This is a genomic window from Klebsiella planticola ATCC 33531 (genome assembly GCF_000735435.1).
GTDB lineage: Bacteria > Pseudomonadota > Gammaproteobacteria > Enterobacterales > Enterobacteriaceae > Klebsiella > Klebsiella planticola.
On sequence record NZ_JMPP01000024.1, the window covers coordinates 89,334 to 113,756 of the forward strand.

Genomic DNA, 24,423 nt, shown 5'->3' on the forward strand with positions numbered 1-24,423 from the left:
GGGCTTTTTTATGCAAAAATTCCGGCTCCATCTTCAGACAAGGATAAGTTGTGAACGGTGAACTGATTTGGGTGTTGTCTCTTCTTGCCGTCGCGGTCGTGCTCTTTGCCAGCGGGAAAGTGCGCATGGACGCGATTGCGCTGCTGGTGATAGTCGCCTTTGTCCTCAGCGATACGCTGACGCTCAGCGAAGCGTTCTCGGGTTTTAGCGATCCGAACGTGATCCTGATTGCGGCGCTGTTTATTATCGGCGATGGTCTGGTCCGTACCGGGGTGGCTACCAATGTCGGCAGCTGGCTGGTGAGCGTGGCCGGCAACAGCGAAACAAAAATGCTGGTCTTTCTGATGCTGACCGTCGCCGGACTGGGCGCCTTTATGAGCTCGACCGGCGTGGTCGCTATCTTTATTCCGGTTGTGCTCAGCGTCTCCATGCGGATGAATACGTCGCCATCGCGCCTGATGATGCCGCTTAGCTTTGCCGGGCTCATCAGTGGGATGATGACGCTGGTCGCTACGCCGCCGAACCTGGTGGTGAACAGTGAACTGTTACGTGAAGGGCTACATGGATTCAGCTTCTTTAGCGTCACGCCGATTGGCCTGGTGGTGCTGCTGCTGGGCGTCGTCTATATGCTGGCGGTGCGCTTTATGCTCAGAGGCGGGGAGAGCGACCATGCGCGGGACGGGCGCAAAAGGAGCACCTTTCGCGATTTAATCAAAGAGTACCACTTGACCGGCCGGGCCCGCCGTCTGGCCATTCGTCCGGGTTCTCCCATGATCGGCCAGCGGCTTGATGACCTCAAGCTGCGTGAACGTTACTGCGCCAACGTGATCGGCGTAGAGCGCTGGCGCCGTTTTCGCCGGGTTATCGTCAACGTGAACGGTGTGTCCGAGTTTCGCGCCCGCGACGTGCTGCTGATCGACATGTCGGCGTCAGACGTTGATTTACGCCAGTTCTGCGGCGAGCAAATGCTCGAACCAATGGTGCTGCGCGGCGAATATTTCGCTGACCAGGCGCTGGATGTCGGCATGGCGGAGGTATCTTTGATTCCCGACTCAGAGCTGATCGGCAAAACGGTGCGCGAAATCGGTTTTCGTACCCGCTTTGGCCTCAATATCGTTGGCCTGAAGCGCGATGGTAAAGCCCTTGATGGGTCAGTGGTCGATGAGTCGCTTCAACTGGGCGATATTATGCTGGTGGTGGGGGACTGGCGGCACATCGGCCAACTGGCGAAACGCGGTCGCGATTTTGTGGTCCTCAACATGCCGGTTGAAGTAAATGACGCTTCTCCCGCGCACAGCCAGGCGCCGCACGCCATCTTTTGCCTGGTACTGATGGTCGCCCTGATGCTCACCGACGAGATCCCCAACCCGATAGCGGCGATTATCGCCTGCCTGCTGATGGGTAAGTTCCGCTGTATTAATGCTGAGAGTGCTTATAAAGCGATTCACTGGCCAAGCATTATATTAATCGTCGGGATGATGCCCTTTGCACTGGCGTTGCAAAAAACCGGCGGCGTCGATTTGGTGGTGGAAGGATTGATGGATGTCGCCGGCAGCAAAGGCCCTTACGTGATGCTGGGCTGTTTGTTCGTGATGTGCGCCACTATCGGTCTGTTTATTTCCAACACCGCCACGGCGGTACTGATGGCGCCGATAGCCCTGGCGGCGGCGAAATCAATGGACGTCTCGCCTTATCCTTTTGCCATGGTGGTGGCGATGGCGGCTTCGGCGGCCTTTATGACGCCGGTCTCTTCACCGGTAAATACGCTGGTGCTGGGACCGGGAAAATATACCTTCAGCGATTTTGTGAAGATTGGCGTGCCGTTCACCGTGTTGGTGATGGTGGTCTGCGTGCTGCTCGTGCCGATACTGTTTCCGTTTTAACCGCCACGGCGCAGCCCCGGTCTGATACGCATCGCGCAGGCCGGGGCACAGTACATTTACAGCGGGGAATCCTGGCTGATTTCATCCAGCGACAGCTGGAAGCTCGGGACGAAGACCTGCATAAAGTAGTCCATCTCCTCGCTGCGCCGGGATTCCAGCGTTTTCTCAAGCCGGCCCTTGGCCAGCAGAAACTCGTTGTTGCCGGCAGACAGCTCTTCCAGGCATTTCAGGTAGGCGCAGAGCGCGTCGGCCTGCTTGACGATCGATTGCTCATCTTCGCTATAGCGATGCTCGTCGATCAGTGGTTCAAAGATATCGCGCAGTTCGTCAGGAACCATGTCGATAAGCTTCTGCTGGGCAATCTTCTCGATGGCTTTATATTCTTGCGCAATCTGCGAGTTGAAATATTTGACTGGAGTCGGCAGATCGCCGGTTAACACTTCCGATGCATCGTGGTACATCGCCAACAGGGCGATTCGTTCGGCGTTAACCTTGCCACCAAACATCCGGTTTTTGATCGCCGCCAGCGCGTGGGCAACCATCGCCACCTGCAGACTGTGTTCGGAGACGTTTTCGGTGCGTACATTACGCATCAGCGGCCAGCGGTTAATTAACTTCAGGCGAGAGAGGTGGGCAAAGAAATGACTCTGACTCATAGCAACCCTTAATCAGTGACAACATCGGGTCCTATTGTGCGCAGGGATTGCCGCCGGATGCAAATACCGGCGGCCGGGCAATGTTTATCCGAGCTGGTGATAGCCGGAGAGGAAGCGACCAAAGCGAGAAATCGCCATTTCCAGATCGTCCTCACGCGGGAGGGTGACAATTCGCACATGATCCGGCCACGGCCAGTTAAAGGCGCTTCCCTGAACCAGCAGGACTTTCTCCTGCAGCAGGAAGTCGAGCACCATTTTCTGGTCATCGTGAATATTAAAGCGTTTCGCGTCGATCTTCGGGAACATGTACAGCGCGCCTTTCGGCTTCACGCAGGAAACGCCGGGGATCTCGTTGATCAACTCCCAGGCGCGGTTGCGCTGTTCGTACAGTCTGCCGCCGGGAACGATAAACTCGCTGATGCTTTGATAGCCGCCTAATGCGGTTTGAATCGCGTGCTGCGCCGGTACGTTAGCGCACAGTCGCATAGAGGCCAGCATCTCCAGACCTTCGATATAACCTTTTGCGTGTTTCTTCGGTCCGTTCAGTACCATCCAGCCCTGGCGAAAACCGGCAACGCGGTAGGTTTTGGACAGGCCGTTAAAGGTCACCGTCAGCAGGTCGGGAGCCAGTGCGGCGATCGAATGGTGTTGGGCTTCGTCGTAGAGGATCTTGTCGTAGATCTCATCGGCGAAGATGATCAGGTTGTGCTGGCGGGCAATCTCAACGATCTCCATCAGCAGCTCTTTCGAGTACACCGCCCCGGTCGGGTTGTTCGGGTTAATAATCACGATGCCGCGGGTGCGCGGGGTGATTTTAGCGCGGATGTCGTCGAGGTCCGGGAACCAGTCGGCAGATTCATCGCACAGATAGTGCACCGCTTTGCCGCTGGAGAGCGAGACGGCGGCTGTCCACAGCGGATAATCCGGTGCCGGAACCAGCATTTCATCGCCGCTGTTCAGCAGCGCCTGCATGGCCTGAACAATCAGTTCTGAGACGCCGTTACCGATATAAATATCTTCGACCGTCACATCGCGCATACCGCGCGCCTGATAGTGTTGCATGATAGCCTTACGCGCCGAGTAAAGGCCTTTAGAGTCACAATAACCCTGGGCGGTAGGCAGATTGCGAATAACATCAACAAGGATCTCGTCGGGGGCGTCAAAGCCAAACGGCGCCGGGTTGCCGATGTTCAGTTTCAGGACTTTATTGCCTTCTTCTTCAAGGCGTTTTGCCTCTTTCAGAACCGGGCCACGGATGTCGTAACAGACGTTATCTAACTTGCTGGATTTTTCGATAGGGGACATGAATCTTTGACCTTTTAGCTGTTATCGCCACTCCCTGCCGTGGAAGTCAGCACGGAACAATGTACTCTTCATCCCCGAGGTTTTGAAGGGTTAGCAGGAGAAGATTTTGCTTATGTGATTTTTTTGGTTTAATTGATTTGTCTGTTGATTACCTGTGTCTTTTATAGAATATGCCTTTAAGTGGTATTTTAATGGTCAATAATTGTGTTGTATTCGCTGTTTTGTGAACATTTATATGGTTTGATGTCCTGAGCGTGGTGCCGGAGGTTATTTTTTGCGCATGGCACGCAGGTGGGTATGAAAAGGCGTATAGCGGGTAGAACGTGGTGGCTGTAACGGTAATGTTAAATATGCTTAATAAGAATATTTAATTAATTAAAAAGCTTTTATTTTTTCGCAATCTGGAATTTTCTTTTTGTTAATTAAATTAAAGTCATGAAAAAAATTTAAAATTGGCTTTAATAATAATGATTAGACCTTATAAAGAATTCCGTTTTCGGTTAGGATACCGGCGTTAATATCGATTAAGAACCTGTTTTTTGGCAGGTTAAGTTATTAATATATTGTTATTGCAGGCTTTTTTTTGTTTGATTTTTTCGCTTTTTACAATGGATGTGCCGGGATGCTGATGGCAACATCACTTGCCGTAGACGCCTTTTTTTGAAGGCCGTCACAGAAATCAAAACGGTGTAATAGAAAGCGTAGAACTACGAACAATATATGACTCAGACGTTTCGCGCACTTGTCGCGGGCGAGTACTTTCACATGCAATAACGTTCATCCAGCTGCACATTCCGTTTGTGAATGGCACAAGGCTCAAGGATTAGCCGGAAACCTGGAGCACAGCGTCAATAAGGCAGGTCCGCATTCGCCACCTGTAAGTGAAGAAATATGATAAATGCAAATCGTCCGATACTGAATCTCGACCTCGATCTGCTGAGAACATTCGTTGCCGTCGCCGATCTGAATACGTTTGCCGCTGCCGCAGCAGCGGTATGCCGAACTCAGTCTGCGGTAAGTCAACAGATGCAACGTCTGGAACAGCTGGTCGGAAAAGAGCTCTTTGCCCGCCATGGGCGCAATAAATTGCTGACTGAGCAGGGTATTCAACTGCTGGGCTACGCACGCAAAATCCTGCGTTTTAATGATGAAGCCTGTATGTCGCTGATGTTCAGCGGCCTGCAAGGGATCTTAACCATTGGCGCATCTGATGAAACGGCCGAGACTATTTTGCCGTTTTTGTTGAACCGGATCGGCAGTTTCTACCCGAAACTGACGCTGGAAATTAAGGTTCTTAATCATGCTGAAGCGGTGGACAGGCTGGCGAGCGGGGCGATTGATCTCGCGCTGACGACTCACCAGACCACGGATTTCGATACGCTGATCCTACGCACTTCGCCAACGCTATGGTACTGCGCTGCTGATTATGTGTTGCCGCGTGAGGAGTCGATCCCGCTGATCCTGCTGGAAGAGCCAGGCCCGTTCCGTGAGGACATCATTGCCGCGCTGAATGCCGCCAGTGCGCCGTGGCATCTGGCCCATTCCGCCTCGACCCTTGCGGGCGTCAAAGCGGCGGTAAAAGCAGGGCTGGGTGTGACCGCCCGTCCGGTAGAAATGATGAGCCCCGAGCTACGGGTTGTCGGCAAGAATGAGGGGCTTCCTGTTCTGCCGGATACGCAATATGTGCTGAGCTGTAACGCGCACAGGATAAGCGAGTCGGCGCAGGCTATTTTCCAGTCGCTGACCCAGGATTATACCCCCTGGTCATCTGAGCCTGCGCTTACCCCGGAAGGGGGAGATAATTCCCTCATTTCCTGAGTGGAATTAGTAACACAGATCACAAAAAGCTGGTAACAAATTGTAAGTGTAAAAATGAGCCGCTAAGGTCTGAATTATGCCTTGCGGTTCTTTTTTTTCTTATTTTACAGGGATTTTTAATATTTTATTGTTTTATTTGTATGTTTATCAGTTGGTTACATTCAATGTGGCGCTCACTCCCCGACTTTTCCCTGCACTTTCAATACTTCATGCTAATGTTAAAAAACCGGCTGGATTGTTGCTGTTTTATAGGTTTAATTAACAAAACCGTGTCACAGATCAAAAAAATACCCCTCCTTAGGGGGAGGAATCGAGGCTAAATCCTGTCAAAATAGACGGGTAATTTTGATTTACACCAGAAACGGACACGATTCAACAACACTAAATCCGGTTTGTATGCAAGGTTATTCCGCATAAAAGGGCATTTAATGTTAATGAAAAAAATCTAATGTAAATTAATGTTGTTAAAACTTTTGTTGAAGTTGACAAAAGGTTAAAGAAAGGGGTAAAAAGCCACCGCATACAGCCTTCTACGCTAAGTAGGGACGCTTTTTTGCAAGGTTATTTTTTTATTCCTCCCCGTGAAACGCTGTGGCGTTCATCTGCCAGCAAGAGCAGAGGGTTTAGCGCTACACTTTTTTGGTTAAGCAATGCGTATGTCAACATCCACTGAAGTCATCGCTCATCATTGGGCATTCGCTATATTTCTCATCATTGCCATCGGCCTGTGCTGCCTGATGCTTGTCGGGGGCTGGTACCTCGGCGGTCGCGCGCGCGCGCGTAGCAAGAACACGCCGTTTGAATCGGGGATCGACTCCGTTGGTTCGGCTCGCTTACGTCTTTCTGCGAAGTTTTATCTGGTTGCCATGTTCTTCGTTATCTTCGACGTGGAAGCTCTGTATCTCTACGCATGGTCGACTTCTATTCGCGAAAGCGGCTGGGTCGGCTTTGTGGAAGCCGCAATTTTCATTTTAGTGCTACTGGCAGGTCTGGTTTACCTCGTTCGTATCGGCGCACTGGACTGGACGCCTGCGCGTTCCCGTCGCACGCTGGTTAATTCAGAAACAGACAGTCCCACTAACCGTCATATGCAGTAAAAGCGAGGCAATAAGATGGATTATACGCTCACCCGCATAGATCCTAACGGTGAGAACGACCGTTACCCCCTGCAGAAACAGGAGATCGTAACCGACCCCCTGGAGCAAGAAGTCAATAAAAGCGTGTATATGGGGAAACTCGAACATGCGCTGCATGACATGGTGAACTGGGGCCGCAAGAACTCAATCTGGCCCTACAACTTCGGCCTGTCATGCTGCTACGTTGAAATGGTGACGTCATTCACTGCGGTGCATGACGTTGCGCGTTTTGGCGCCGAGGTACTGCGTGCTTCTCCTCGTCAGGCGGACCTGATGGTGGTTGCCGGCACCTGCTTCACCAAAATGGCGCCGGTCATTCAGCGTCTGTATGACCAGATGCTGGAGCCTAAGTGGGTTATCTCCATGGGCGCCTGCGCCAACTCCGGCGGGATGTACGATATCTATTCTGTCGTCCAGGGCGTGGACAAGTTTATTCCGGTTGATGTTTACATCCCGGGCTGTCCGCCGCGTCCGGAAGCTTATATGCAGGCGCTGATGCTGCTGCAGGAGTCCATTGGTAAAGAACGTCGCCCGCTCTCATGGGTGGTTGGCGATCAGGGCGTGTACCGCGCCAACATGCAGTCGGAACGCGAGCGTAAACGTGGTGAACGCATTGCAGTGACCAATCTGCGGACACCGGACGAGATTTAACTTGCGCCTGCGGGCGGCGGAATAACACTTCGCAAATCAATCTACAACAGCGCGAAGCCTCGCCCGGCAGTCACCACGGACCTTTTGCAATGGTGAACAATATGACCGATTTACATGCGCATGACGCCGCACCAGCCTGGCAAACCCGCGATCACCTCGATGACCCGGTGATCGGCGAACTGCGCAATCGTTTTGGGCCGGATGCCTTTACCGTTCAGCCTACCCGCACCGGCGTTCCGGTGGTCTGGGTCAAGCGCGAGCAGCTGCTGGAGGTGGTTGATTTCCTGAAGAAATTGCCAAAACCTTACGTCATGCTGTTCGATCTGCACGGCATGGACGAACGTCTGCGTACCCACCGTGACGGGCTGCCCGCCGCGGATTTTTCCGTTTTCTATCACCTGATTTCTATTGAACGCAATCGTGACGTCATGCTCAAGGTAGCATTGTCTGAAAACGATCTGCGCGTGCCGACACTGACCAAACTGTTCCCGAATGCCAACTGGTATGAGCGTGAAACGTGGGAAATGTTCGGGATTGATATCGAAGGCCACCCGCACCTGACGCGCATCATGATGCCGCCGACCTGGGAAGGCCATCCGCTGCGTAAAGACTACCCGGCGCGTGCCACCGAATTCGATCCGTTTGAGCTGACGAAAGCCAAGCAGGATCTGGAGATGGAAGCGCTGACTTTCAAACCGGAAGCGTGGGGCATGAAGCGCGGAACCGAAAACGAGGACTTTATGTTCCTCAACCTCGGCCCGAACCACCCGTCTGCCCACGGCGCTTTCCGTATCGTTCTGCAGCTTGATGGCGAAGAGATCGTCGACTGCGTACCGGATATCGGCTACCACCACCGTGGCGCTGAGAAGATGGGCGAACGTCAGTCCTGGCACAGCTACATTCCGTATACCGACCGTATCGAATACCTCGGCGGCTGCGTCAATGAGATGCCGTACGTTCTGGCGGTCGAAAAGCTGGCGGGGATCACCGTACCGGATCGCGTCAATGTGATTCGCGTTATGCTCTCTGAGCTGTTCCGCATTAACAGTCACCTGCTGTATATCTCGACCTTTATTCAGGACGTCGGCGCAATGACGCCGGTGTTCTTTGCCTTTACCGACCGTCAGAAGATCTACGATCTGGTGGAAGCGATTACCGGTTTCCGTATGCACCCGGCGTGGTTCCGCATCGGCGGCGTGGCGCACGATCTGCCGCGCGGCTGGGATCGTCTGCTGCGTGAGTTCCTTGAGTGGATGCCCAAGCGTCTGGATTCTTACGAGAAAGCCGCGCTGCGCAACAGCATTCTGATCGGCCGTTCAAAAGGCGTCGCCGCTTATGGCGCGAAAGAAGCGCTGGCGTGGGGCACCACCGGCGCCGGTCTGCGCGCCACCGGGATCGACTTCGACGTGCGTAAAGCGCGTCCATACTCTGGCTATGAGAACTTTGACTTCGAAGTGCCGGTTGGCGGCGGTGTATCCGACTGCTATACCCGCGTGATGCTGAAAGTCGAAGAGCTGCGCCAGAGCCTGCGCATTCTCCAGCAGTGTCTCGATAATATGCCGGAAGGCCCGTTCAAGGCGGATCACCCGCTGACGACGCCGCCGCCGAAAGAGCGCACGCTGCAGCATATCGAAACCCTGATTACGCACTTCCTGCAGGTTTCCTGGGGCCCGGTCATGCCGGCCAACGAATCCTTCCAGATGATAGAAGCGACGAAGGGTATTAACAGTTACTACCTGACCAGCGACGGCAGCACCATGAGCTATCGTACCCGTATCCGCACGCCGAGCTATGCGCACCTGCAGCAGATCCCGTCGGCGATTCGCGGCAGCCTGGTATCCGACCTGATCGTTTATCTGGGTAGTATCGATTTTGTTATGTCAGACGTGGACCGCTAATTATGCACGAGAATCAACAACCACAAACCGAGGCTTTTGAGCTGAGTGCGGCAGAGCGTGAGGCCATTGAGCACGAGAAGCACCACTACGAAGACCCGCGTGCGGCGTCCATCGAAGCGCTGAAGATCGTTCAGAAACAGCGCGGCTGGGTGCCGGATGGCGCGATCTATGCGATCGCCGACGTACTGGGGATCCCGGCAAGTGACGTGGAAGGGGTAGCCACTTTCTACAGCCAGATCTTCCGCCAGCCGGTTGGCCGTCACGTGATCCGCTATTGCGATAGCGTGGTTTGCCACATCACTGGCTTCCAGGGCATTCAGTCAGCTATCGAGAAAAAGCTCGACATCAAACCGGGTCAAACCACCTTTGATGGCCGCTTTACTCTGCTGCCGACCTGCTGCCTGGGCAACTGCGACAAGGGACCGACGATGATGATTGATGAGGATACTCATAGTTATCTGACGCCGGAGGTGATTCCTGACCTGTTGGAGCAGTATAAATGAAGACAGTGATCCGCACTCCCGAAACGCATCCGCTGACCTGGCGACTGCGCGATGATAAACAGCCGGTATGGCTGGAAGAGTATCAGAGCAAAAACGGCTATGCCGGTGCGCGTAAGGCGCTGCTGGGCCTGGCGCCGGATGAGATCGTCAATCAGGTGAAAGACGCCGGTCTGAAAGGGCGCGGCGGCGCGGGCTTTTCCACCGGTCTGAAGTGGAGCCTGATGCCGAAAGACGAATCCATGAACATCCGTTACCTGCTGTGTAACGCCGATGAGATGGAGCCGGGCACCTATAAAGACCGTCTGTTGATGGAGCAGCTGCCGCACCTGCTGGTGGAAGGCATGCTGATCTCCGCGTTTGCGCTGAAAGCGTACCGCGGCTACATCTTCCTGCGCGGCGAATATATTGAAGCGGCGGTGCATTTACGCCGCGCCATTGCCGAGGCGACCGAAGCCGGTCTGCTGGGCAAAAACATTCTCGGCACCGGTTTCGATTTCGAACTGTTCGTGCACACCGGAGCAGGGCGTTACATCTGCGGTGAAGAAACCGCGCTGATTAACTCCCTTGAAGGCCGTCGTGCCAACCCGCGTTCCAAGCCGCCGTTCCCGGCGAGCTCCGGCGTGTGGGGTAAACCGACCTGCGTGAACAACGTTGAAACCCTGTGTAACGTCCCGGCGATTCTGGCCAACGGCGTCGAGTGGTATCAGAACATTTCAACCAGCAAAGATGCCGGTACCAAGCTGATGGGCTTCTCTGGCCGGGTGAAAAACCCGGGCGTCTGGGAACTGCCGTTTGGTACCACCGCGCGCGAAATCCTCGAGGATTATGCCGGCGGCATGCGCGACGGCCTGAAGTTCAAGGCCTGGCAGCCGGGCGGCGCGGGGACTGACTTCCTGACCGAAGCGCATCTTGATCTGCCGATGGAATTCGAAAGTATTGGCAAAGCGGGGAGCCGTCTGGGTACCGCGCTGGCGATGGCCGTTGACCATGAGATTGGCATGGTGTCGCTGGTGCGTAATCTGGAAGAGTTCTTTGCCCGCGAATCCTGCGGCTGGTGTACGCCGTGCCGTGACGGTCTGCCGTGGAGCGTGAAAATTCTGCGCGCTCTGGAACGCGGTGAAGGTCAGCCGGGAGATATCGAGACACTTGAGCAACTGTGTCGGTTCCTTGGCCCGGGCAAAACCTTCTGTGCGCATGCGCCAGGTGCGGTAGAACCGCTGCAGAGCGCCATTAAATATTTCCGCGACGAATTCGAAGCAGGCATTAAGCAGCAGTTCAGTAATACCCATGCTATCAACGGGATTCAGCCGAACCTGCTTAAGACGCGCTGGTAATGTCTCCACAGGCTCTTCCAGGCGACGCGAAGGCGGCAACCGGGAAGAGGAAGTGGTAACGATTTTTTAATTTGGAAGCATGCTAATGGCTACGATTCATGTAGACGGCAAAGAATACGAGGTCAACGGAGCGGACAACCTGTTAGAGGCTTGTCTCTCTCTTGGTCTTGATATTCCATACTTTTGCTGGCACCCGGCGCTTGGCAGCGTCGGTGCTTGCCGCCAGTGTGCGGTGAAGCAATATCAAAACGCGGAAGACACGCGTGGTCGCCTGGTGATGTCCTGTATGACACCGGCATCCGACGGCACCTTTATCTCTATCGACGACGGTGAAGCGAAGCAGTTCCGCGAGAGCGTGGTTGAGTGGCTGATGACCAACCACCCGCACGACTGCCCGGTCTGTGAAGAAGGGGGCAACTGCCACCTGCAGGATATGACCGTCATGACCGGTCACAGCTTCCGCCGCTACCGTTTCACCAAGCGTACCCACCGCAACCAGGACCTGGGGCCGTTCATCTCTCATGAAATGAACCGCTGCATCGCCTGCTATCGCTGCGTGCGTTACTACAAAGATTACGCTGACGGTACCGACCTGGGCGTTTACGGTGCGCATGACAACGTCTACTTCGGTCGTCCGGAAGATGGCGTGCTGGAAAGCGAATTTTCCGGCAACCTGGTTGAGGTCTGCCCGACCGGCGTATTCACCGATAAGACGCACTCCGAGCGCTATAACCGTAAATGGGATATGCAGTTTGCGCCGAGCATCTGCCAGCAGTGTTCCATCGGCTGCAACATCAGCCCGGGCGAGCGCTATGGCGAACTGCGCCGTATCGAAAACCGTTACAACGGTACCGTTAACCGCTACTTCCTCTGCGACCGCGGCCGTTTTGGCTATGGCTATGTGAACCTGAAAGACCGTCCGCGTCAGCCGGTTCAGCGCCGTGGCGACGATCTGATTACCCTTAACGCCGAGCAGGCAATGCAGGGTGCGGCGGATATTCTGCGTCAGTCGAAAAAGGTGATTGGTATCGGCTCGCCGCGCGCCAGCATTGAAAGCAACTTTGCGTTGCGCGAGCTGGTCGGGGCAGAGAACTTCTATACCGGCATTGCGAAGGCTGAGCAGGAACGTCTGCAGATGATGCTGACCGTGCTGCGTGACGGCGGTATTCATACCCCGACGCTGCGCGACATTGAATCCTACGATGCGGTTCTGGTACTCGGGGAAGATATTACCCAGACCGGCGCCCGCGTTGCCCTGGCCGTGCGCCAGGCGGTGAAAGGGAAAGCGCGTGAAATGGCGGCGGCGCAGAAAGTCGCCGACTGGCAGATAGCCGCAATCCTCAACATCGGTCAACGCGCGAAGCATCCGCTGTTTGTTACCAACATTGACGACACCCGTCTTGACGATGTCGCCGCGTGGACCTACCGCGCACCGGTTGAAGATCAAGCGCGTCTGGGCTTTGCGATTGCTCATGCGCTGGATGAAACCGCACCGGCGGTGGACGGTCTGAGCAGCGATCTGAAAGGCAAAATTGACGTGATCGTTCAGGCGCTGGCCGGAGCGAAGAAGCCGCTGATTGTCTCCGGGACTAACGCCGGCAGCATTGAAATCATTCAGGCGGCGGCCAACGTAGCCAAAGCGCTGAAAGGCCGCGGTATTGACGTCGGCGTCACCATGGTGGCCCGGGCAGTGAACAGCGTTGGCCTTGGCATGATTGGCGGCGGTTCTCTGGAAGAGGCGCTGAGCGAGATGGAAACCGGCGCTGCCGATGCGGTGGTGGTGCTGGAAAACGATCTGCATCGTCACGCTTCTGCCGCGCGCGTTGACGCCGCGCTGGCCAAAGCGCCGCTGGTGATGGTCGTTGACCATCAACGCACCGCAATTATGGACAAAGCGCACCTGGTGCTTTCTGCGGCGAGCTTCGCCGAAAGCGACGGAACCGTGGTCAATAACGAAGGGCGCGCACAGCGTTTCTTCCAGGTCTACGACCCGTCCTACTACGATGCGAATACCGTGATGCTGGAAAGCTGGCGCTGGCTGCACTCACTACACAGCACCGTCGACAACCGTCAGGTTGACTGGACGCAGCTGGATCATGTGATTGATGCCGCCATTGCTAAGCTGCCGCAGCTGGCGGGGATTAAAGATGCCGCGCCGGACGCGACCTTCCGCATTCGCGGGCAGAAACTGGCTCGTGAACCGCATCGTTATAGCGGTCGTACGGCGATGCGCGCCAATATCAGCGTGCATGAACCGCGTCAGCCGCAGGATAAAGACACCATGTTTGCCTTCTCGATGGAAGGGAACAACCAGCCGTCTGCGCCGCGTTCGCAAATTCCGTTTGCCTGGGCGCCGGGCTGGAACTCCCCGCAGGCGTGGAACAAATTCCAGGATGAAGTGGGCGGTAAACTGCGCCATGGCGATCCGGGCGTGCGTCTGATCGAAGCTTCCGCCAGCGGTCTGGAGTACTTTACCGCGGTGCCGGCAGGCTTCCAGGCTGAAGAAGGTCAATGGCGTATCGCGCCGTACTACCATCTGTTCGGCAGTGATGAACTGTCGCAGCGTTCTCCGGTCTTCCAGAGCCGCATGCCGCAGCCGTACATCAAGCTGAACCCGGCCGATGCCGCGAAGCTTGGCGTCAATGAGGGCGCGATGATTTCGTTCCGCGTTGAAGGCCAGACGCTTAGCCTCCCGCTGGTGATTTCTGCGGGACTGACGGCAGGGCAGGTGGGTTTACCGATGGGCATGCCGGGTATTGCGCCGGTACTGACCGGAGCACGTATTGACACTCTGCAGGAGGCGAAAGCATGAGTTGGTTAACACCGGATCTCATCGACATTCTGTTAAGCATCCTCAAGGCAGTGGTGATTCTGCTGGTGGTGGTGACCTGCGGCGCGTTCATGAGCTTTGGCGAACGTCGTCTGCTGGGTCTGTTCCAGAACCGCTACGGACCTAACCGTGTCGGCTGGGGCGGCTCGCTGCAGCTCGTCGCCGACATGATCAAGATGTTCTTTAAAGAGGACTGGGTTCCGCGCTTTACGGACCGCGTAATCTTTACTCTGGCGCCGGTTATCGCCTTTACGTCGCTGCTGCTGGCCTTTGCTATCGTGCCGGTCAGCCCGACGTGGGTGGTCGCCGACCTGAACATCGGCATCCTGTTCTTCCTGATGATGGCCGGTCTGGCGGTTTACGCCGTGCTGTTCGCCGGCTGGTCGAGTAACAACAAATACTCGCTGCTGGGGGCGATGCGTGCATCCGCGCAGACCCTGAGCTACGAAGTGTTCCTCGGTCTGTCGCTGATGGGCGTGGTGGCACAGGCGGGGTCGTTCAACATGAGCGATATCGTCAACAACCAGGCGCATCTGTGGAACGTGATTCCGCAGTTCTTCGGCTTTGTCACCTTTGCTATCGCCGGCGTGGCGGTCTGTCACCGTCACCCGTTTGACCAGCCGGAAGCCGAGCAGGAACTGGCCGATGGTTACCACATCGAATATTCCGGCATGAAGTTCGGTCTGTTCTTCGTCGGTGAGTACATCGGGATTGTCACCGTATCAGCGCTGATCGTGACGCTGTTCTTCGGCGGCTGGAATGGCCCATGGTTACCTCCGTTCATCTGGTTCGCGCTGAAAACCGCGTTCTTCATGATGATGTTCATTTTGATCCGCGCATCATTACCGCGTCCGCGCTATGACCAGGTAATGTCCTTTGGCTGGAAGGTATGCCTGCCGTTAACGCTGATCAACTTGTTGGTAACGGCGGCTGTCATTCTCTGGCAGGCGCAATAAGGGGTGAATTGACCATGACCTTAAAAGAATTATTGGTGGGGTTTGGCACCCAGGTCCGCAGTATCTGGATGATCGGGATGCATGCCTTCGCCAAACGTGAGACCCAGATGTACCCGGAAGAACCGGTATATCTGCCGCCGCGCTACCGTGGCCGTATCGTGCTGACGCGCGACCCGGACGGTGAAGAGCGCTGCGTGGCCTGTAACCTGTGTGCGGTAGCGTGTCCGGTAGGCTGTATCTCTTTGCAAAAAGCAGAGACCAAAGATGGCCGCTGGTACCCGGAGTTTTTCCGTATCAACTTCTCACGCTGCATTTTCTGCGGTCTGTGTGAAGAAGCGTGCCCGACCACGGCGATTCAGTTGACCCCGGACTTCGAACTGGGTGAATACAAGCGTCAGGATCTGGTGTACGAAAAAGAGGATCTGCTGATTTCCGGTCCGGGCAAATACCCGGAATATAACTTCTACCGGATGGCGGGTATGGCAATCGACGGCAAAGATAAAGGCGAAGCAGAGAACGAAGCTAAGCCTATCGACGTCAAGAGCCTGTTACCGTAAGGAGAGGGCAATGGAATTCGCTTTTTATATCTGTGGCCTCATCGCCATCCTCGCAACCCTGCGGGTGATCACCCACACCAATCCGGTGCATGCGCTGCTGTACCTGATTATTTCGCTGTTGGCGATTGCCGGCGTGTTCTTTTCTCTGGGCGCGTACTTCGCCGGGGCGCTGGAAATCATCGTTTACGCCGGGGCCATCATGGTGCTGTTCGTCTTCGTGGTGATGATGCTCAACCTGGGCGGTAGCGAAATCGAACAGGAACGCAAATGGCTGCAGCCGGGGATCTGGATTGGCCCGGCTATCCTGTCCGCGGTGCTGCTGGTGGTTATCGTGTATGCCATCCTCGGTCTTAACGATCAGGGGATTGATGGCGCGGCGATAAGCGCGAAAGAAGTCGGTATTACACTGTTTGGGCCGTACGTACTGGCGGTGGAGCTGGCCTCCATGCTGCTGCTGGCCGGTCTGGTTGTTGCCTTCCACATTGGCCGCGAAGAGCGCGCCGGTGAAGTGCTGAGCAACCGTCAGGGCGATAGCGACAAAAGAAAAACGGAGGAACACGCATGATTCCCTTAACACATGGGCTGATCCTCGCCGCGATCCTGTTTGTGCTCGGCCTGACGGGTCTGGTTATCCGCCGCAATCTGCTGTTTATGCTGATTAGCCTGGAAATCATGATCAACGCCGCGGCGCTGGCTTTCGTGGTGGCAGGCAGCTACTGGGGTCAGACCGACGGTCAGATAATGTATATCCTCGCCATCAGCCTCGCGGCTGCGGAAGCGAGTATCGGCCTGGCGCTGTTGCTGCAGCTCCATCGTCGCCGCCAGAACCTGAACATCGATTCAGTAAGTGAGTTGCGTGGATGAACATGCTTGCCTTAACCATTCTTCTGCCATTGATTGGCTTTGTTCTGCTGTCATTCTCCCGTGGCCGCTGGTCGGAAAACCTCTCCGCCACCGTGGGAATGGGGTCAGTCGGCCTGGCGGCGCTGGTGACCGCGTTTGTCGGCGTCGACTTCTTTGCGAACGGCAAACAGGCGGTCAGCGTACCGCTGTGGACCTGGATGTCGGTGGGTGATTTCAACATCGGTTTTAACCTGGTGCTGGATGGCCTTTCGCTGACCATGCTCTCCGTGGTCACCGGCGTTGGCTTCCTGATCCACATGTTCGCCTCCTGGTATATGCGCGGTGAAGAGGGCTACTCCCGCTTCTTCGCCTACACCAACCTGTTTATCGCGAGCATGGTGGTGCTGGTGCTGGCCGATAACCTGCTGCTGATGTATCTCGGTTGGGAAGGCGTGGGCCTGTGCTCCTATCTGCTGATCGGTTTCTACTATACCGATCCGAAGAATGGCGCCGCCGCAATGAAAGCCTTCGTGGTGACCCGTGTCGGTGACGTGTTCCTCGCGTTTGCGCTGTTCATTCTCTACAACGAGCTGGGCACCCTGAACTTCCGCGAAATGGTCGAACTGGCGCCTGCGCACTTTGAAGCCGGCAACAATATGCTGTGGTGGGCCACCTTGATGCTGTTGGGCGGTGCGGTCGGTAAATCGGCGCAGCTGCCGCTGCAGACCTGGCTTGCGGACGCGATGGCCGGTCCGACGCCGGTCTCCGCGTTGATCCACGCCGCCACCATGGTGACCGCGGGCGTCTACCTGATTGCCCGTACCCATGGCCTGTTCCTGATGACCCCGGAAATTCTCCATCTGGTCGGTATCGTCGGGGCGGTGACGCTGGTGCTGGCAGGCTTTGCCGCGCTGGTTCAGACCGACATCAAACGCGTACTCGCTTACTCCACTATGAGCCAGATTGGCTACATGTTCCTGGCGCTGGGCGTACAGGCATGGGATGCGGCGATTTTCCACCTGATGACCCACGCGTTCTTTAAAGCGCTGCTGTTCCTCTCGTCCGGCTCGGTCATTCTGGCCTGCCACCACGAGCAGAACATCTTCAAAATGGGCGGCCTGCGTAAGTCGATTCCGCTGGTGTACGTCTGCTTCCTGGTGGGGGGCGCGGCGCTGTCCGCACTGCCGCTGATTACCGCAGGCTTCTTCAGTAAGGACGAAATCCTCGCTGGCGCGATGGCTAACGGTCATATCAACCTGATGGTAGCCGGCCTGGTCGGGGCGTTTATGACCTCGCTGTATACCTTCCGGATGATCTTCATCGTCTTCCACGGTAAAGAACAGATCCACGCGCACGCCGGGAAGGGGATTACCCACCATCTGCCGCTGATTGTGCTGCTGATTCTGTCGACCTTCGTTGGCGCACTGATCGTTCCGCCGCTGCAGGGCGTACTGCCGCAGACCACCGAACTTGAGCATGGTCGCGTGATGACGCTGGAAATCGCCTCGGGGATCATCGCGATTGCCGGCATCCTGATTGCCGCCTGGCTGTGGCTGGGTAAACGTACGCTGGTGACCTCCATCGCCAACAGCGCGCCGGGCCGTCTGCTGGGTACCTGGTGGTACAACGCATGGGGCTTCGACTGGTTGTACGACAAAGTGTTCGTGAAACCATTCCTCGGCATCGCGTGGCTGCTGAAGAGCGATCCGCTGAATGCCATGATGAACATTCCGGCCATCCTCTCCCGCTTTGCAGGTAAAGGCCTGCTGCTTAGCGAGAATGGTTATCTACGCTGGTATGTGGCGTCAATGAGCGTCGGGGCGGTTGTCGTACTGGCGTTGCTGATGGTACTGCGCTGAGTTTGTGGGTTGAGTGAATATCCCCGGCGGCGGTCCGCTGCCGGGTTTGTGAACCAAGAATGAATTTTAGGTAACTGCTTCTGAAGTCCAGGCGTCATCGGCGAGTGCGATAGCCTGTTCGGGAGTGAGAATATAAGGGACATACTTAGCTATGCTATTACCCTGGTTAATACTAATCCCCTTTATCGGCGGGTTTCTGTGCTGGCAGACTGAACGCTTTGGCGTGAAGATGCCGCGCTGGATTGCGCTGATTACCATGGGACTGACGCTGGTGCTCTCCCTGCAGCTGTGGCTACAGGGCGGTTATTCGCTGACTCAATCCGCGGGTATTCCGCAGTGGCAGTCAGAATTCGTGATGCCGTGGATCCCTCGCTTCGGTATTAGCATTCATCTGGCTATCGACGGTCTGTCGCTGCTGATGGTGGTGCTGACCGGTCTGCTCGGCGTGCTGGCCGTGCTCTGTTCGTGGCGCGAAATCGAAAAATACCAGGGCTTCTTCCACCTCAACCTGATGTGGATCCTGGGCGGCGTTATCGGCGTGTTCCTTGCCATCGACCTGTTCCTGTTCTTCTTCTTCTGGGAAATGATGCTGGTGCCGATGTACTTCCTGATCGCGCTGTGGGGCCATAAGGCTTCCGACGGTAAAACGCGTATCACGGCGGCAACCAAGTTCTTCATCTATACCCAGGCGAGCGGCCTGGTGATGTTGATTGCCATCCTGGCGCTGGCCTTCGTGCACTTTAACGCGACCGGCGTCTGGACCTTCAACTATGAAGATCTGCTGAAAACCCCGATGTCCCATGGCGTCGAATACATGCTGATGCTCGGCTTCTTCATCGCCTTCGCGGTGAAAATGCCGGTGGTTCCGCTGCACGGCTGGCTGCCGGATGCCCACTCTCAGGCACCGACCGCCGGTTCCGTTGACCTCGCCGGTATTTTGCTGAAAACGGCGGCCTACGGTCTGCTGCGTTTTGCTCTGCCGCTGTTCCCGAATGCCTCCGCCGAGTTTGCTCCCATCGCCATGTGGCTGGGCGTTATCGGTATCTTCTACGGCGCGTGGATGGCCTTCTGCCAGTACGACATCAAACGCCTGATTGCTTACACCTCCGTTTCCCACATGGGCTTCGTGCTGATTGCTATCTACACCGGCAGCCAGCTGGCGTACCAGGGGGCGGTCATTCAGATGATTGCCCACGGTCTGTCCGCGGCCGGCCTGTTCATTCTCTGCGGCCAGCTGTATGAACGCCTGCATACCCGCGATATGCGTCAGATGGGCGGTCTGTGGAGCAAAATTAAATGGCTGCCGGCGCTGTCGATGTTCTTCGCCGTGGCAACGCTGGGGATGCCGGGTACCGGTAACTTCGTCGGCGAATTCATGATTCTGTTCGGCAGCTACAAAGTGGTGCCGGTGATTACCGTGATCTCCACCTTTGGACTGGTCTTCGCTTCCGTCTACTCGCTCTCAATGCTGCATCGCGCGTACTTCGGTAAAGCGAAGAGCGACATCGCGGCGCAGGAGATGCGGGGAATGTCGCTGCGTGAACTGTCGATTGTTCTGCTGTTGGTGGTTCTGCTGGTGCTGCTGGGCTTCTTCCCGCAGCCGATTCTGGACACCTCACATGCTGCGATGAGCAACATTCAGCAGTGGTTTGTTAATTCCGTTTCTACTACAAGGCCGTAATTCGCCATGACAATAACTCCACAACAACTGATCGCACTGCTACCGCTGCTGATCGTCGGCTTGACGGTGGTGGTTGTGATGCTCTCCATTGCGTGGCGACGCAATCATTTCCTTAATGCCACGCTGTCGGTTCTTGGTCTGAACGCTGCGCTGATCTCACTTTGGTTCGTGGGTCAGAACGGTGCGATGGACGTCACGCCGCTGATTCGCGTTGACGGCTACGCTATGCTCTATACCGGGCTGGTGCTGCTGGCAAGCCTGGCCACCTGTACCTTCGCGTACCCGTGGCTTGAGGGATACAAGGACAACAAAGAAGAGTTCTACCTGCTGGTGCTTATCGCCGCGCTGGGTGGCATTCTGCTGGCGGGCGCCAACCATCTGGCCGCGCTGTTCCTCGGTATTGAATTGATTTCGCTGCCGCTGTTCGGCCTTATCGGTTATGCCTTCCGCCAGAAGCGTTCGCTGGAAGCGAGTATCAAATACACCATTCTGTCCGCCGCAGCCTCTTCATTCCTGCTGTTCGGTATGGCGCTGGTGTATGCCAACTCGGGCAACCTGTCCTTCCTGGCGCTGGGTAAAAGCCTGGCAGACAACGCTCTGCACGAACCGCTGCTGCTGGCGGGTCTGGGCCTGATGATCGTCGGCCTCGGCTTTAAGCTGTCGCTGGTGCCGTTTCACCTGTGGACGCCAGACGTTTACCAGGGCGCGCCGGCGCCGGTATCTACCTTCCTGGCAACCGCCAGCAAGATTGCTATCTTCGGCGTGGTGATGCGTCTGTTCCTGTACATGCCGGTGGGCAACAGCGAAGCGGTACGCGTGGTGCTGGGCCTGATTGCCTTTGCCTCGATCATCTTCGGTAACCTGATGGCGCTGAGCCAGACCAATATCAAACGTCTGCTCGGCTACTCCTCCATCTCGCATCTTGGCTATCTGCTGGTGGCGCTGATTGCCCTGCAGAGCGGTGAAATGTCGATGGAAGCCGTGGGTGTCTATCTGGCCGGCTATCTGTTCAGCAGCCTCGGCGCGTTCGGCGTAGTGAGCCTGATGTCCAGCCCATACCGTGGTCCGGATGCCGACTCGCTGTACTCCTATCGTGGCCTGTTCTGGCACCGTCCGATTCTGTCGGCGGTCATGACGGTGATGATGCTGTCGCTGGCAGGTATCCCGATGACGCTGGGCTTTATCGGTAAATTCTACGTGCTGGCCGTCGGTGTACATGCACACCTGTGGTGGCTGGTTGCCGCCGTGGTGATCGGTTCGGCGATTGGTCTGTACTACTACCTGCGCGTGGCGGTGAGTCTGTACCTGAGCGCGCCGGATAAACTGAATCGCGATGCGCCGTCGAACTGGCAGTACAGCGCGGGCGGTATCGTGGTGCTGATCTCCGCGCTGCTGGTCCTCGTGCTTGGCGTGTGGCCGCAGCCGCTGATTAGCATTGTGCAGCTGGCAACACCGCTGATGTAATCGCCGGGGCCGGGGTGGATACCGCTGGCCCTGTAACCCTGCCAGCCCGTTGTGAGACGGGCTGGCATTTTTTTTGCCTCGTTCCGCTGTTTTATCCCCTCCAGCCCGGCTAACTCAGGCTGTACGCCATAAAGTCTTCGGCCAGCAGCGTCCGGGGAAACACGTCCCGACACTCCGCCAGCAGGCGCAGACAGCCTTCCGCGTCATAGCGCGAACTAAAATGGGTAGCGATAAACATACTGACGCCGGCATCGCGGGCCAGCGCCGCTGCCTGCTGGCTCGACGAATGACCGCGGCTATTGGCTTTTTCCGCCATGGCCTGCTCCAGCGTCGTTTCATGAACCATCAGGTCAACGCCGCGCGCCAGCTCAAGCGCCGCCTCGCAGGGGGCCGTATCGCCAAAAATTGCCAGCGTTTTGCCGGGCGTCGCCGGGCCAAGATAGCGCTTCCCATCGATCGTCCGGCCATCTTCCAGCTCCACCGTCTCTCCCTGTTTCAGGCGCTGAAACAGCGGGCCCGGGCGGACGCCGTCGGCAATCAGTCGCGCGGCATCAAGGGCGCCAGGGCGGGCGTGCTCTTCGATACGATAGCCGTAGCATTCAACCGGATGATTCAGCGGATACGCGCTGACCCGATAGCCTCCTTCATCAAAGACCAGACCGGGGCCCACTTCGACAATGGTGAGCGGATAATCGGTCCATGAACCGCTTAAGCGCAGCGCGGTTTCCACAAACTCCCTGAGCCCCGTCGGGCCGTACAGCGTCAGCGGCAGCGAGTTGCCCTGCATGGAGCGGCTGCACAGCAGGCCGGGGAGGCCGAACAGATGATCGCCGTGGAGGTGGGTAATAAAAATCTTATTCAGTTTTCCTGGGTGGTACGGGGTATGTAAAAACTGATGCTGGGTACCTTCTCCGCAGTCGAACAACCACATCTCCGCTGCCGTCGGCTGTTGCAAATTCAGCACGATAGACGTCATATTACGTGTACGGGTCGGCACGCCTGCGGATGTCCCCAAAAATGTCAATTCCATCGTCCAGTGTCCTCAGGGCGTGGGTGAAAAAACTCAAGTATACAGGAGCAGTCAATGATTACATGGCAGGATCTTCACCACGCAGAGCTGACCGTCCCGCAGCTGTACGCTTTGCTACAGCTGCGCTGCGCGGTATTTGTCGTCGAACAAACCTGCCCCTATCAGGATGTTGACGGTGATGACCTGATCGGTGAAAACCGCCATCTGCTCGGCTGGCGAGGGGATGAACTGGTGGCCTATGCGCGCATTTTGAAAAGCGACGATGATATTGAGCCGGTGGTGATTGGACGCGTCATTGTCAGCCCGGCGGTGCGCGGTGAAAAGCTGGGTTATCAGCTGATGGAGCAGGCGCTGGCCAGCTGTCGTCGTCACTGGCCGCACAAGGCTATCTATCTCGGCGCCCAGGCGCATCTGCAACGTTTTTACGCCAGCTTCGGTTTTCAACCGGTGACCGACGTTTACGATGAGGACGGTATTGCGCATATTGGTATGGCCCGCGAGGCGGTCACCGGTTAAGCGCCGTTAGCGTAACTACGCAAAGAATCTATACTTTTTTTCCTTCAGTCTGCTCTGGCTGGCCGCCGCCGCATGCGGAAAGTCCTCTCCCTCATTATGGGTACTGCAATTTCACCCCAGTACCCCGTATAATCTGTGGTTTTTATTCTCTGGAGGTTTGCGTGCTGTCTGTTTCCACTGCGTTGGAACGCTTACGTGACTGCCTGTCTGACGATTTTCCGCCGTCGTCCGGTACGCGAATTTTCGATATTCCTTTCCCTCTTCATGACGCTTTTGACCCGCTTCTGTGGTGCGGTCATCAAGCGCAGTGGCCGCAGTTTTACTGGCAGCAGCGCAATGGCGATGAAGAGCTTGCCGCGCTCGGCGCGGTCAAAACCTTCCCGTCTTTGGCCGGGGCTCACGGCTTCCTGCAGCGCCAGGGGCTGGCGGATTTACGTATTTGCGGCCTGAATGCATTTAATCCGCAGGAAGGGAGGCTCTTTCTGCCGCGGCTGGAGTGGCGTCGGGTCGGGGGGAGAGCCACCCTGCGCCTGTTGTTGAGTAGCAAGACCTCACTGCGCGAAGATGCCATCGCGGCCCGGGAATTTCTCCAGACGCTAACGCCTGACCAGGCGCAGCCCGCCGCTCTGCCGCCGGTGCTCAGCGAACACCATTCCCCGGACTATCCGCAATGGCATGCGTTGATTGAACAGGCAACTCAGGCGATTGCCGCTGGGGAGATGGATAAAGTGGTGCTGGCGCGGGCCACCGATGTCCAGTTTGCCGCGCCGCCGGATCCGCTGGCGATCGTGGCTGCCAGCCGGCGCAGTAACCACCGCTGTTTTCATTTTATGATGGCCTTTAACGCACAGCGGACATTCTTTGGTTCAACGCCGGAGCGGCTTTGGCGCCGGCGCGGGACGCTGCTGCGCACCGAAGCGCTGGCCGGGACCGTTGCCAGCCATCCTGACGATCGCCAGGCGCAATTGTTGGCCGACTGGCTGATGAAAGATGATAAAAATCAGCGCGAGAATATGCTGGTGGTGGAGGATATCTGCCAGCGTATGCAGGATGAGGTCCGTTCGCTGGACGTCCTGCCGCCGCAGGTGGTGCGGTTGCGTAAAGTTCAGCATCTGCGCCGCTGCATCTGGGCTGAACTCTCTCAGCCTGACGATACCCGCTGCCTGCATCAGCTGCAGCCGACCGCCGCGGTCGCAGGATTACCGCGCCGGGCGGCGCTGGCATTTATTACCCGCCATGAACCTTTTACCCGGGAATGGTACGCCGGTTCCGCTGGCTACCTGTCGCTGGCGCAAAGCGAATTCTGCGTGGCCCTGCGTTCGGCGCAAGTCGAAAACGCCACGCTGAGGCTGTATGCCGGTGCCGGGATTGTCAGCGGTTCCGATCCTGAGCAGGAGTGGCAGGAGATAGAAAATAAGGCGGCGGGACTGCGTTCCTTGTTATTGACAAAAACGTAGATAAACGACGCATATCAATACTCCATTGCTTTGTATTACCTATACT

General features: G+C 56.4%; 20 protein-coding genes. 17 read left to right on the plus strand and 3 right to left on the minus strand.

From position 1 onward, the window contains the following. The first annotated feature begins 50 nt into the window (after window positions 1–50). Window positions 51–1,883 carry an SLC13 family permease gene (locus tag GRPL_RS14195; RefSeq protein WP_004865111.1) on the plus strand — a complete coding sequence of 611 codons (1,833 nt, stop codon included), beginning with the start codon at window positions 51–53 and terminating at the stop codon, window positions 1,881–1,883. Window positions 1,884–1,939: 56 nt separating this feature from the next. Here the strand turns inward: GRPL_RS14195 and yfbR are convergent, their stop codons facing one another. Together yfbR and alaA are read right to left on the minus strand one after the other, a co-directional pair. After that, window positions 1,940–2,539: a 5'-deoxynucleotidase gene (gene yfbR, locus GRPL_RS14190; protein ID WP_004865109.1), complete on the minus strand. Its 600-nt coding sequence runs from the start codon at window positions 2,537–2,539 to the stop codon at window positions 1,940–1,942. A gap of 84 nt (window positions 2,540–2,623) precedes the next feature. Next, the gene (gene alaA / locus GRPL_RS14185; protein WP_004865108.1) at window positions 2,624–3,844 is read right to left on the minus strand and encodes an alanine transaminase AlaA; all 1,221 of its coding nucleotides are present in this window, start codon (window positions 3,842–3,844) and stop codon (window positions 2,624–2,626) included. An 891-nt stretch (window positions 3,845–4,735) separates the two neighbouring features. Between alaA and GRPL_RS14180 the strand changes: the two genes are divergently transcribed. From GRPL_RS14180 to nuoN, 14 genes are all read left to right on the plus strand, one after another. Beyond that, window positions 4,736–5,662 carry a LysR family transcriptional regulator gene (locus tag GRPL_RS14180; RefSeq protein ID WP_004865105.1) on the plus strand — a complete coding sequence of 309 codons (927 nt, stop codon included), beginning with the start codon at window positions 4,736–4,738 and terminating at the stop codon, window positions 5,660–5,662. Window positions 5,663–6,312: 650 nt separating this feature from the next. Beyond that, window positions 6,313–6,759, plus strand: a complete 447-nt coding sequence (gene nuoA / locus GRPL_RS14175) for an NADH-quinone oxidoreductase subunit NuoA (RefSeq protein WP_004865103.1) — start codon at window positions 6,313–6,315, stop codon at window positions 6,757–6,759. A 15-nt stretch (window positions 6,760–6,774) separates the two neighbouring features. Continuing rightward, entirely contained in the window at window positions 6,775–7,449 is a 675-nt protein-coding gene (nuoB, locus tag GRPL_RS14170; protein ID WP_002913178.1) for an NADH-quinone oxidoreductase subunit NuoB, read from the plus strand. Between the two features lie 89 nt (window positions 7,450–7,538). Next, window positions 7,539–9,347 carry an NADH-quinone oxidoreductase subunit C/D gene (nuoC, locus tag GRPL_RS14165; RefSeq protein WP_004865102.1) on the plus strand — a complete coding sequence of 603 codons (1,809 nt, stop codon included), beginning with the start codon at window positions 7,539–7,541 and terminating at the stop codon, window positions 9,345–9,347. Between the two features lie 2 nt (window positions 9,348–9,349). Continuing rightward, window positions 9,350–9,850, plus strand: a complete 501-nt coding sequence (gene nuoE, locus GRPL_RS14160; protein WP_032699076.1) for an NADH-quinone oxidoreductase subunit NuoE — start codon at window positions 9,350–9,352, stop codon at window positions 9,848–9,850. After that, on the plus strand, window positions 9,847–11,184 hold the full coding sequence (gene nuoF, locus GRPL_RS14155) for an NADH-quinone oxidoreductase subunit NuoF (RefSeq protein WP_004865097.1): 1,338 nt from the start codon (window positions 9,847–9,849) through the stop codon (window positions 11,182–11,184). The genes nuoE and nuoF overlap by 4 nt, the downstream gene beginning before the upstream one ends. A gap of 85 nt (window positions 11,185–11,269) precedes the next feature. Next, window positions 11,270–13,996, plus strand: a complete 2,727-nt coding sequence (gene nuoG / locus GRPL_RS14150; protein ID WP_032699077.1) for an NADH-quinone oxidoreductase subunit NuoG — start codon at window positions 11,270–11,272, stop codon at window positions 13,994–13,996. Continuing rightward, window positions 13,993–14,970 (plus strand): NADH-quinone oxidoreductase subunit NuoH, encoded by a 978-nt coding sequence (nuoH, locus tag GRPL_RS14145; protein ID WP_004865093.1) that lies wholly within the window; start codon window positions 13,993–13,995, stop codon window positions 14,968–14,970. The genes nuoG and nuoH overlap by 4 nt, the downstream gene beginning before the upstream one ends. A 14-nt stretch (window positions 14,971–14,984) precedes the next feature. Next, on the plus strand, window positions 14,985–15,527 hold the full coding sequence (gene nuoI / locus GRPL_RS14140) for an NADH-quinone oxidoreductase subunit NuoI (protein ID WP_004865092.1): 543 nt from the start codon (window positions 14,985–14,987) through the stop codon (window positions 15,525–15,527). A 10-nt stretch (window positions 15,528–15,537) separates the two neighbouring features. Beyond that, window positions 15,538–16,092 (plus strand): NADH-quinone oxidoreductase subunit J, encoded by a 555-nt coding sequence (gene nuoJ / locus GRPL_RS14135; protein ID WP_004865089.1) that lies wholly within the window; start codon window positions 15,538–15,540, stop codon window positions 16,090–16,092. Beyond that, window positions 16,089–16,391, plus strand: coding sequence for an NADH-quinone oxidoreductase subunit NuoK (gene nuoK / locus GRPL_RS14130; RefSeq protein WP_004865088.1), 303 nt, complete (start codon window positions 16,089–16,091; stop codon window positions 16,389–16,391). Before nuoJ ends, nuoK begins: the two co-directional genes overlap by 4 nt. Beyond that, window positions 16,388–18,229 carry an NADH-quinone oxidoreductase subunit L gene (gene nuoL, locus GRPL_RS14125; RefSeq protein ID WP_004865085.1) on the plus strand — a complete coding sequence of 614 codons (1,842 nt, stop codon included), beginning with the start codon at window positions 16,388–16,390 and terminating at the stop codon, window positions 18,227–18,229. The genes nuoK and nuoL overlap by 4 nt, the downstream gene beginning before the upstream one ends. Before the next feature lie 151 nt (window positions 18,230–18,380). Further along, window positions 18,381–19,910, plus strand: coding sequence for an NADH-quinone oxidoreductase subunit M (gene nuoM, locus GRPL_RS14120; protein WP_004865084.1), 1,530 nt, complete (start codon window positions 18,381–18,383; stop codon window positions 19,908–19,910). 6 nt (window positions 19,911–19,916) lie between these two features. After that, a complete protein-coding gene (gene nuoN / locus GRPL_RS14115; protein ID WP_004865083.1) occupies window positions 19,917–21,374 on the plus strand; it encodes an NADH-quinone oxidoreductase subunit NuoN in 1,458 nt (485 codons plus the stop codon). 109 nt (window positions 21,375–21,483) lie between these two features. Here nuoN and rnz read toward each other — a convergent pair whose 3' ends face one another. Further along, entirely contained in the window at window positions 21,484–22,404 is a 921-nt protein-coding gene (gene rnz, locus GRPL_RS14110; RefSeq protein WP_032699078.1) for a ribonuclease Z, read from the minus strand. A 54-nt stretch (window positions 22,405–22,458) separates the two neighbouring features. Between rnz and GRPL_RS14105 the strand changes: the two genes are divergently transcribed. Beyond that, window positions 22,459–22,920 carry a GNAT family N-acetyltransferase gene (locus tag GRPL_RS14105; protein ID WP_004865081.1) on the plus strand — a complete coding sequence of 154 codons (462 nt, stop codon included), beginning with the start codon at window positions 22,459–22,461 and terminating at the stop codon, window positions 22,918–22,920. Between the two features lie 161 nt (window positions 22,921–23,081). Continuing rightward, window positions 23,082–24,377 (plus strand): isochorismate synthase MenF, encoded by a 1,296-nt coding sequence (menF, locus tag GRPL_RS14100; RefSeq protein ID WP_032699079.1) that lies wholly within the window; start codon window positions 23,082–23,084, stop codon window positions 24,375–24,377. Window positions 24,378–24,423: the final 46 nt, after the last annotated feature.

What these genes read in the sequence shown, in the direction of transcription:
- nuoJ (WP_004865089.1), top strand. Translation starts at nt 15,538, where the DNA reads ATGGAATTCGCTTTTTATATCTGTGGCCTCATCGCCATCCTCGCAACC.
- nuoB (WP_002913178.1), top strand. Translation starts at nt 6,775, where the DNA reads ATGGATTATACGCTCACCCGCATAGATCCTAACGGTGAGAACGACCGT.
- nuoH (WP_004865093.1), top strand. Translation starts at nt 13,993, where the DNA reads ATGAGTTGGTTAACACCGGATCTCATCGACATTCTGTTAAGCATCCTC.
- nuoM (WP_004865084.1), top strand. Translation starts at nt 18,381, where the DNA reads ATGCTATTACCCTGGTTAATACTAATCCCCTTTATCGGCGGGTTTCTG.
- nuoE (WP_032699076.1), top strand. Translation starts at nt 9,350, where the DNA reads ATGCACGAGAATCAACAACCACAAACCGAGGCTTTTGAGCTGAGTGCG.
- GRPL_RS14105 (WP_004865081.1), top strand. Translation starts at nt 22,459, where the DNA reads ATGATTACATGGCAGGATCTTCACCACGCAGAGCTGACCGTCCCGCAG.
- nuoG (WP_032699077.1), top strand. Translation starts at nt 11,270, where the DNA reads ATGGCTACGATTCATGTAGACGGCAAAGAATACGAGGTCAACGGAGCG.
- nuoK (WP_004865088.1), top strand. Translation starts at nt 16,089, where the DNA reads ATGATTCCCTTAACACATGGGCTGATCCTCGCCGCGATCCTGTTTGTG.
- nuoL (WP_004865085.1), top strand. Translation starts at nt 16,388, where the DNA reads ATGAACATGCTTGCCTTAACCATTCTTCTGCCATTGATTGGCTTTGTT.
- nuoF (WP_004865097.1), top strand. Translation starts at nt 9,847, where the DNA reads ATGAAGACAGTGATCCGCACTCCCGAAACGCATCCGCTGACCTGGCGA.
- nuoI (WP_004865092.1), top strand. Translation starts at nt 14,985, where the DNA reads ATGACCTTAAAAGAATTATTGGTGGGGTTTGGCACCCAGGTCCGCAGT.
- alaA (WP_004865108.1), bottom strand. Translation starts at nt 3,844, where the DNA reads ATGTCCCCTATCGAAAAATCCAGCAAGTTAGATAACGTCTGTTACGAC.
- GRPL_RS14180 (WP_004865105.1), top strand. Translation starts at nt 4,736, where the DNA reads ATGATAAATGCAAATCGTCCGATACTGAATCTCGACCTCGATCTGCTG.
- nuoC (WP_004865102.1), top strand. Translation starts at nt 7,539, where the DNA reads ATGGTGAACAATATGACCGATTTACATGCGCATGACGCCGCACCAGCC.
- yfbR (WP_004865109.1), bottom strand. Translation starts at nt 2,539, where the DNA reads ATGAGTCAGAGTCATTTCTTTGCCCACCTCTCTCGCCTGAAGTTAATT.
- rnz (WP_032699078.1), bottom strand. Translation starts at nt 22,404, where the DNA reads ATGGAATTGACATTTTTGGGGACATCCGCAGGCGTGCCGACCCGTACA.
- nuoN (WP_004865083.1), top strand. Translation starts at nt 19,917, where the DNA reads ATGACAATAACTCCACAACAACTGATCGCACTGCTACCGCTGCTGATC.
- nuoA (WP_004865103.1), top strand. Translation starts at nt 6,313, where the DNA reads ATGCGTATGTCAACATCCACTGAAGTCATCGCTCATCATTGGGCATTC.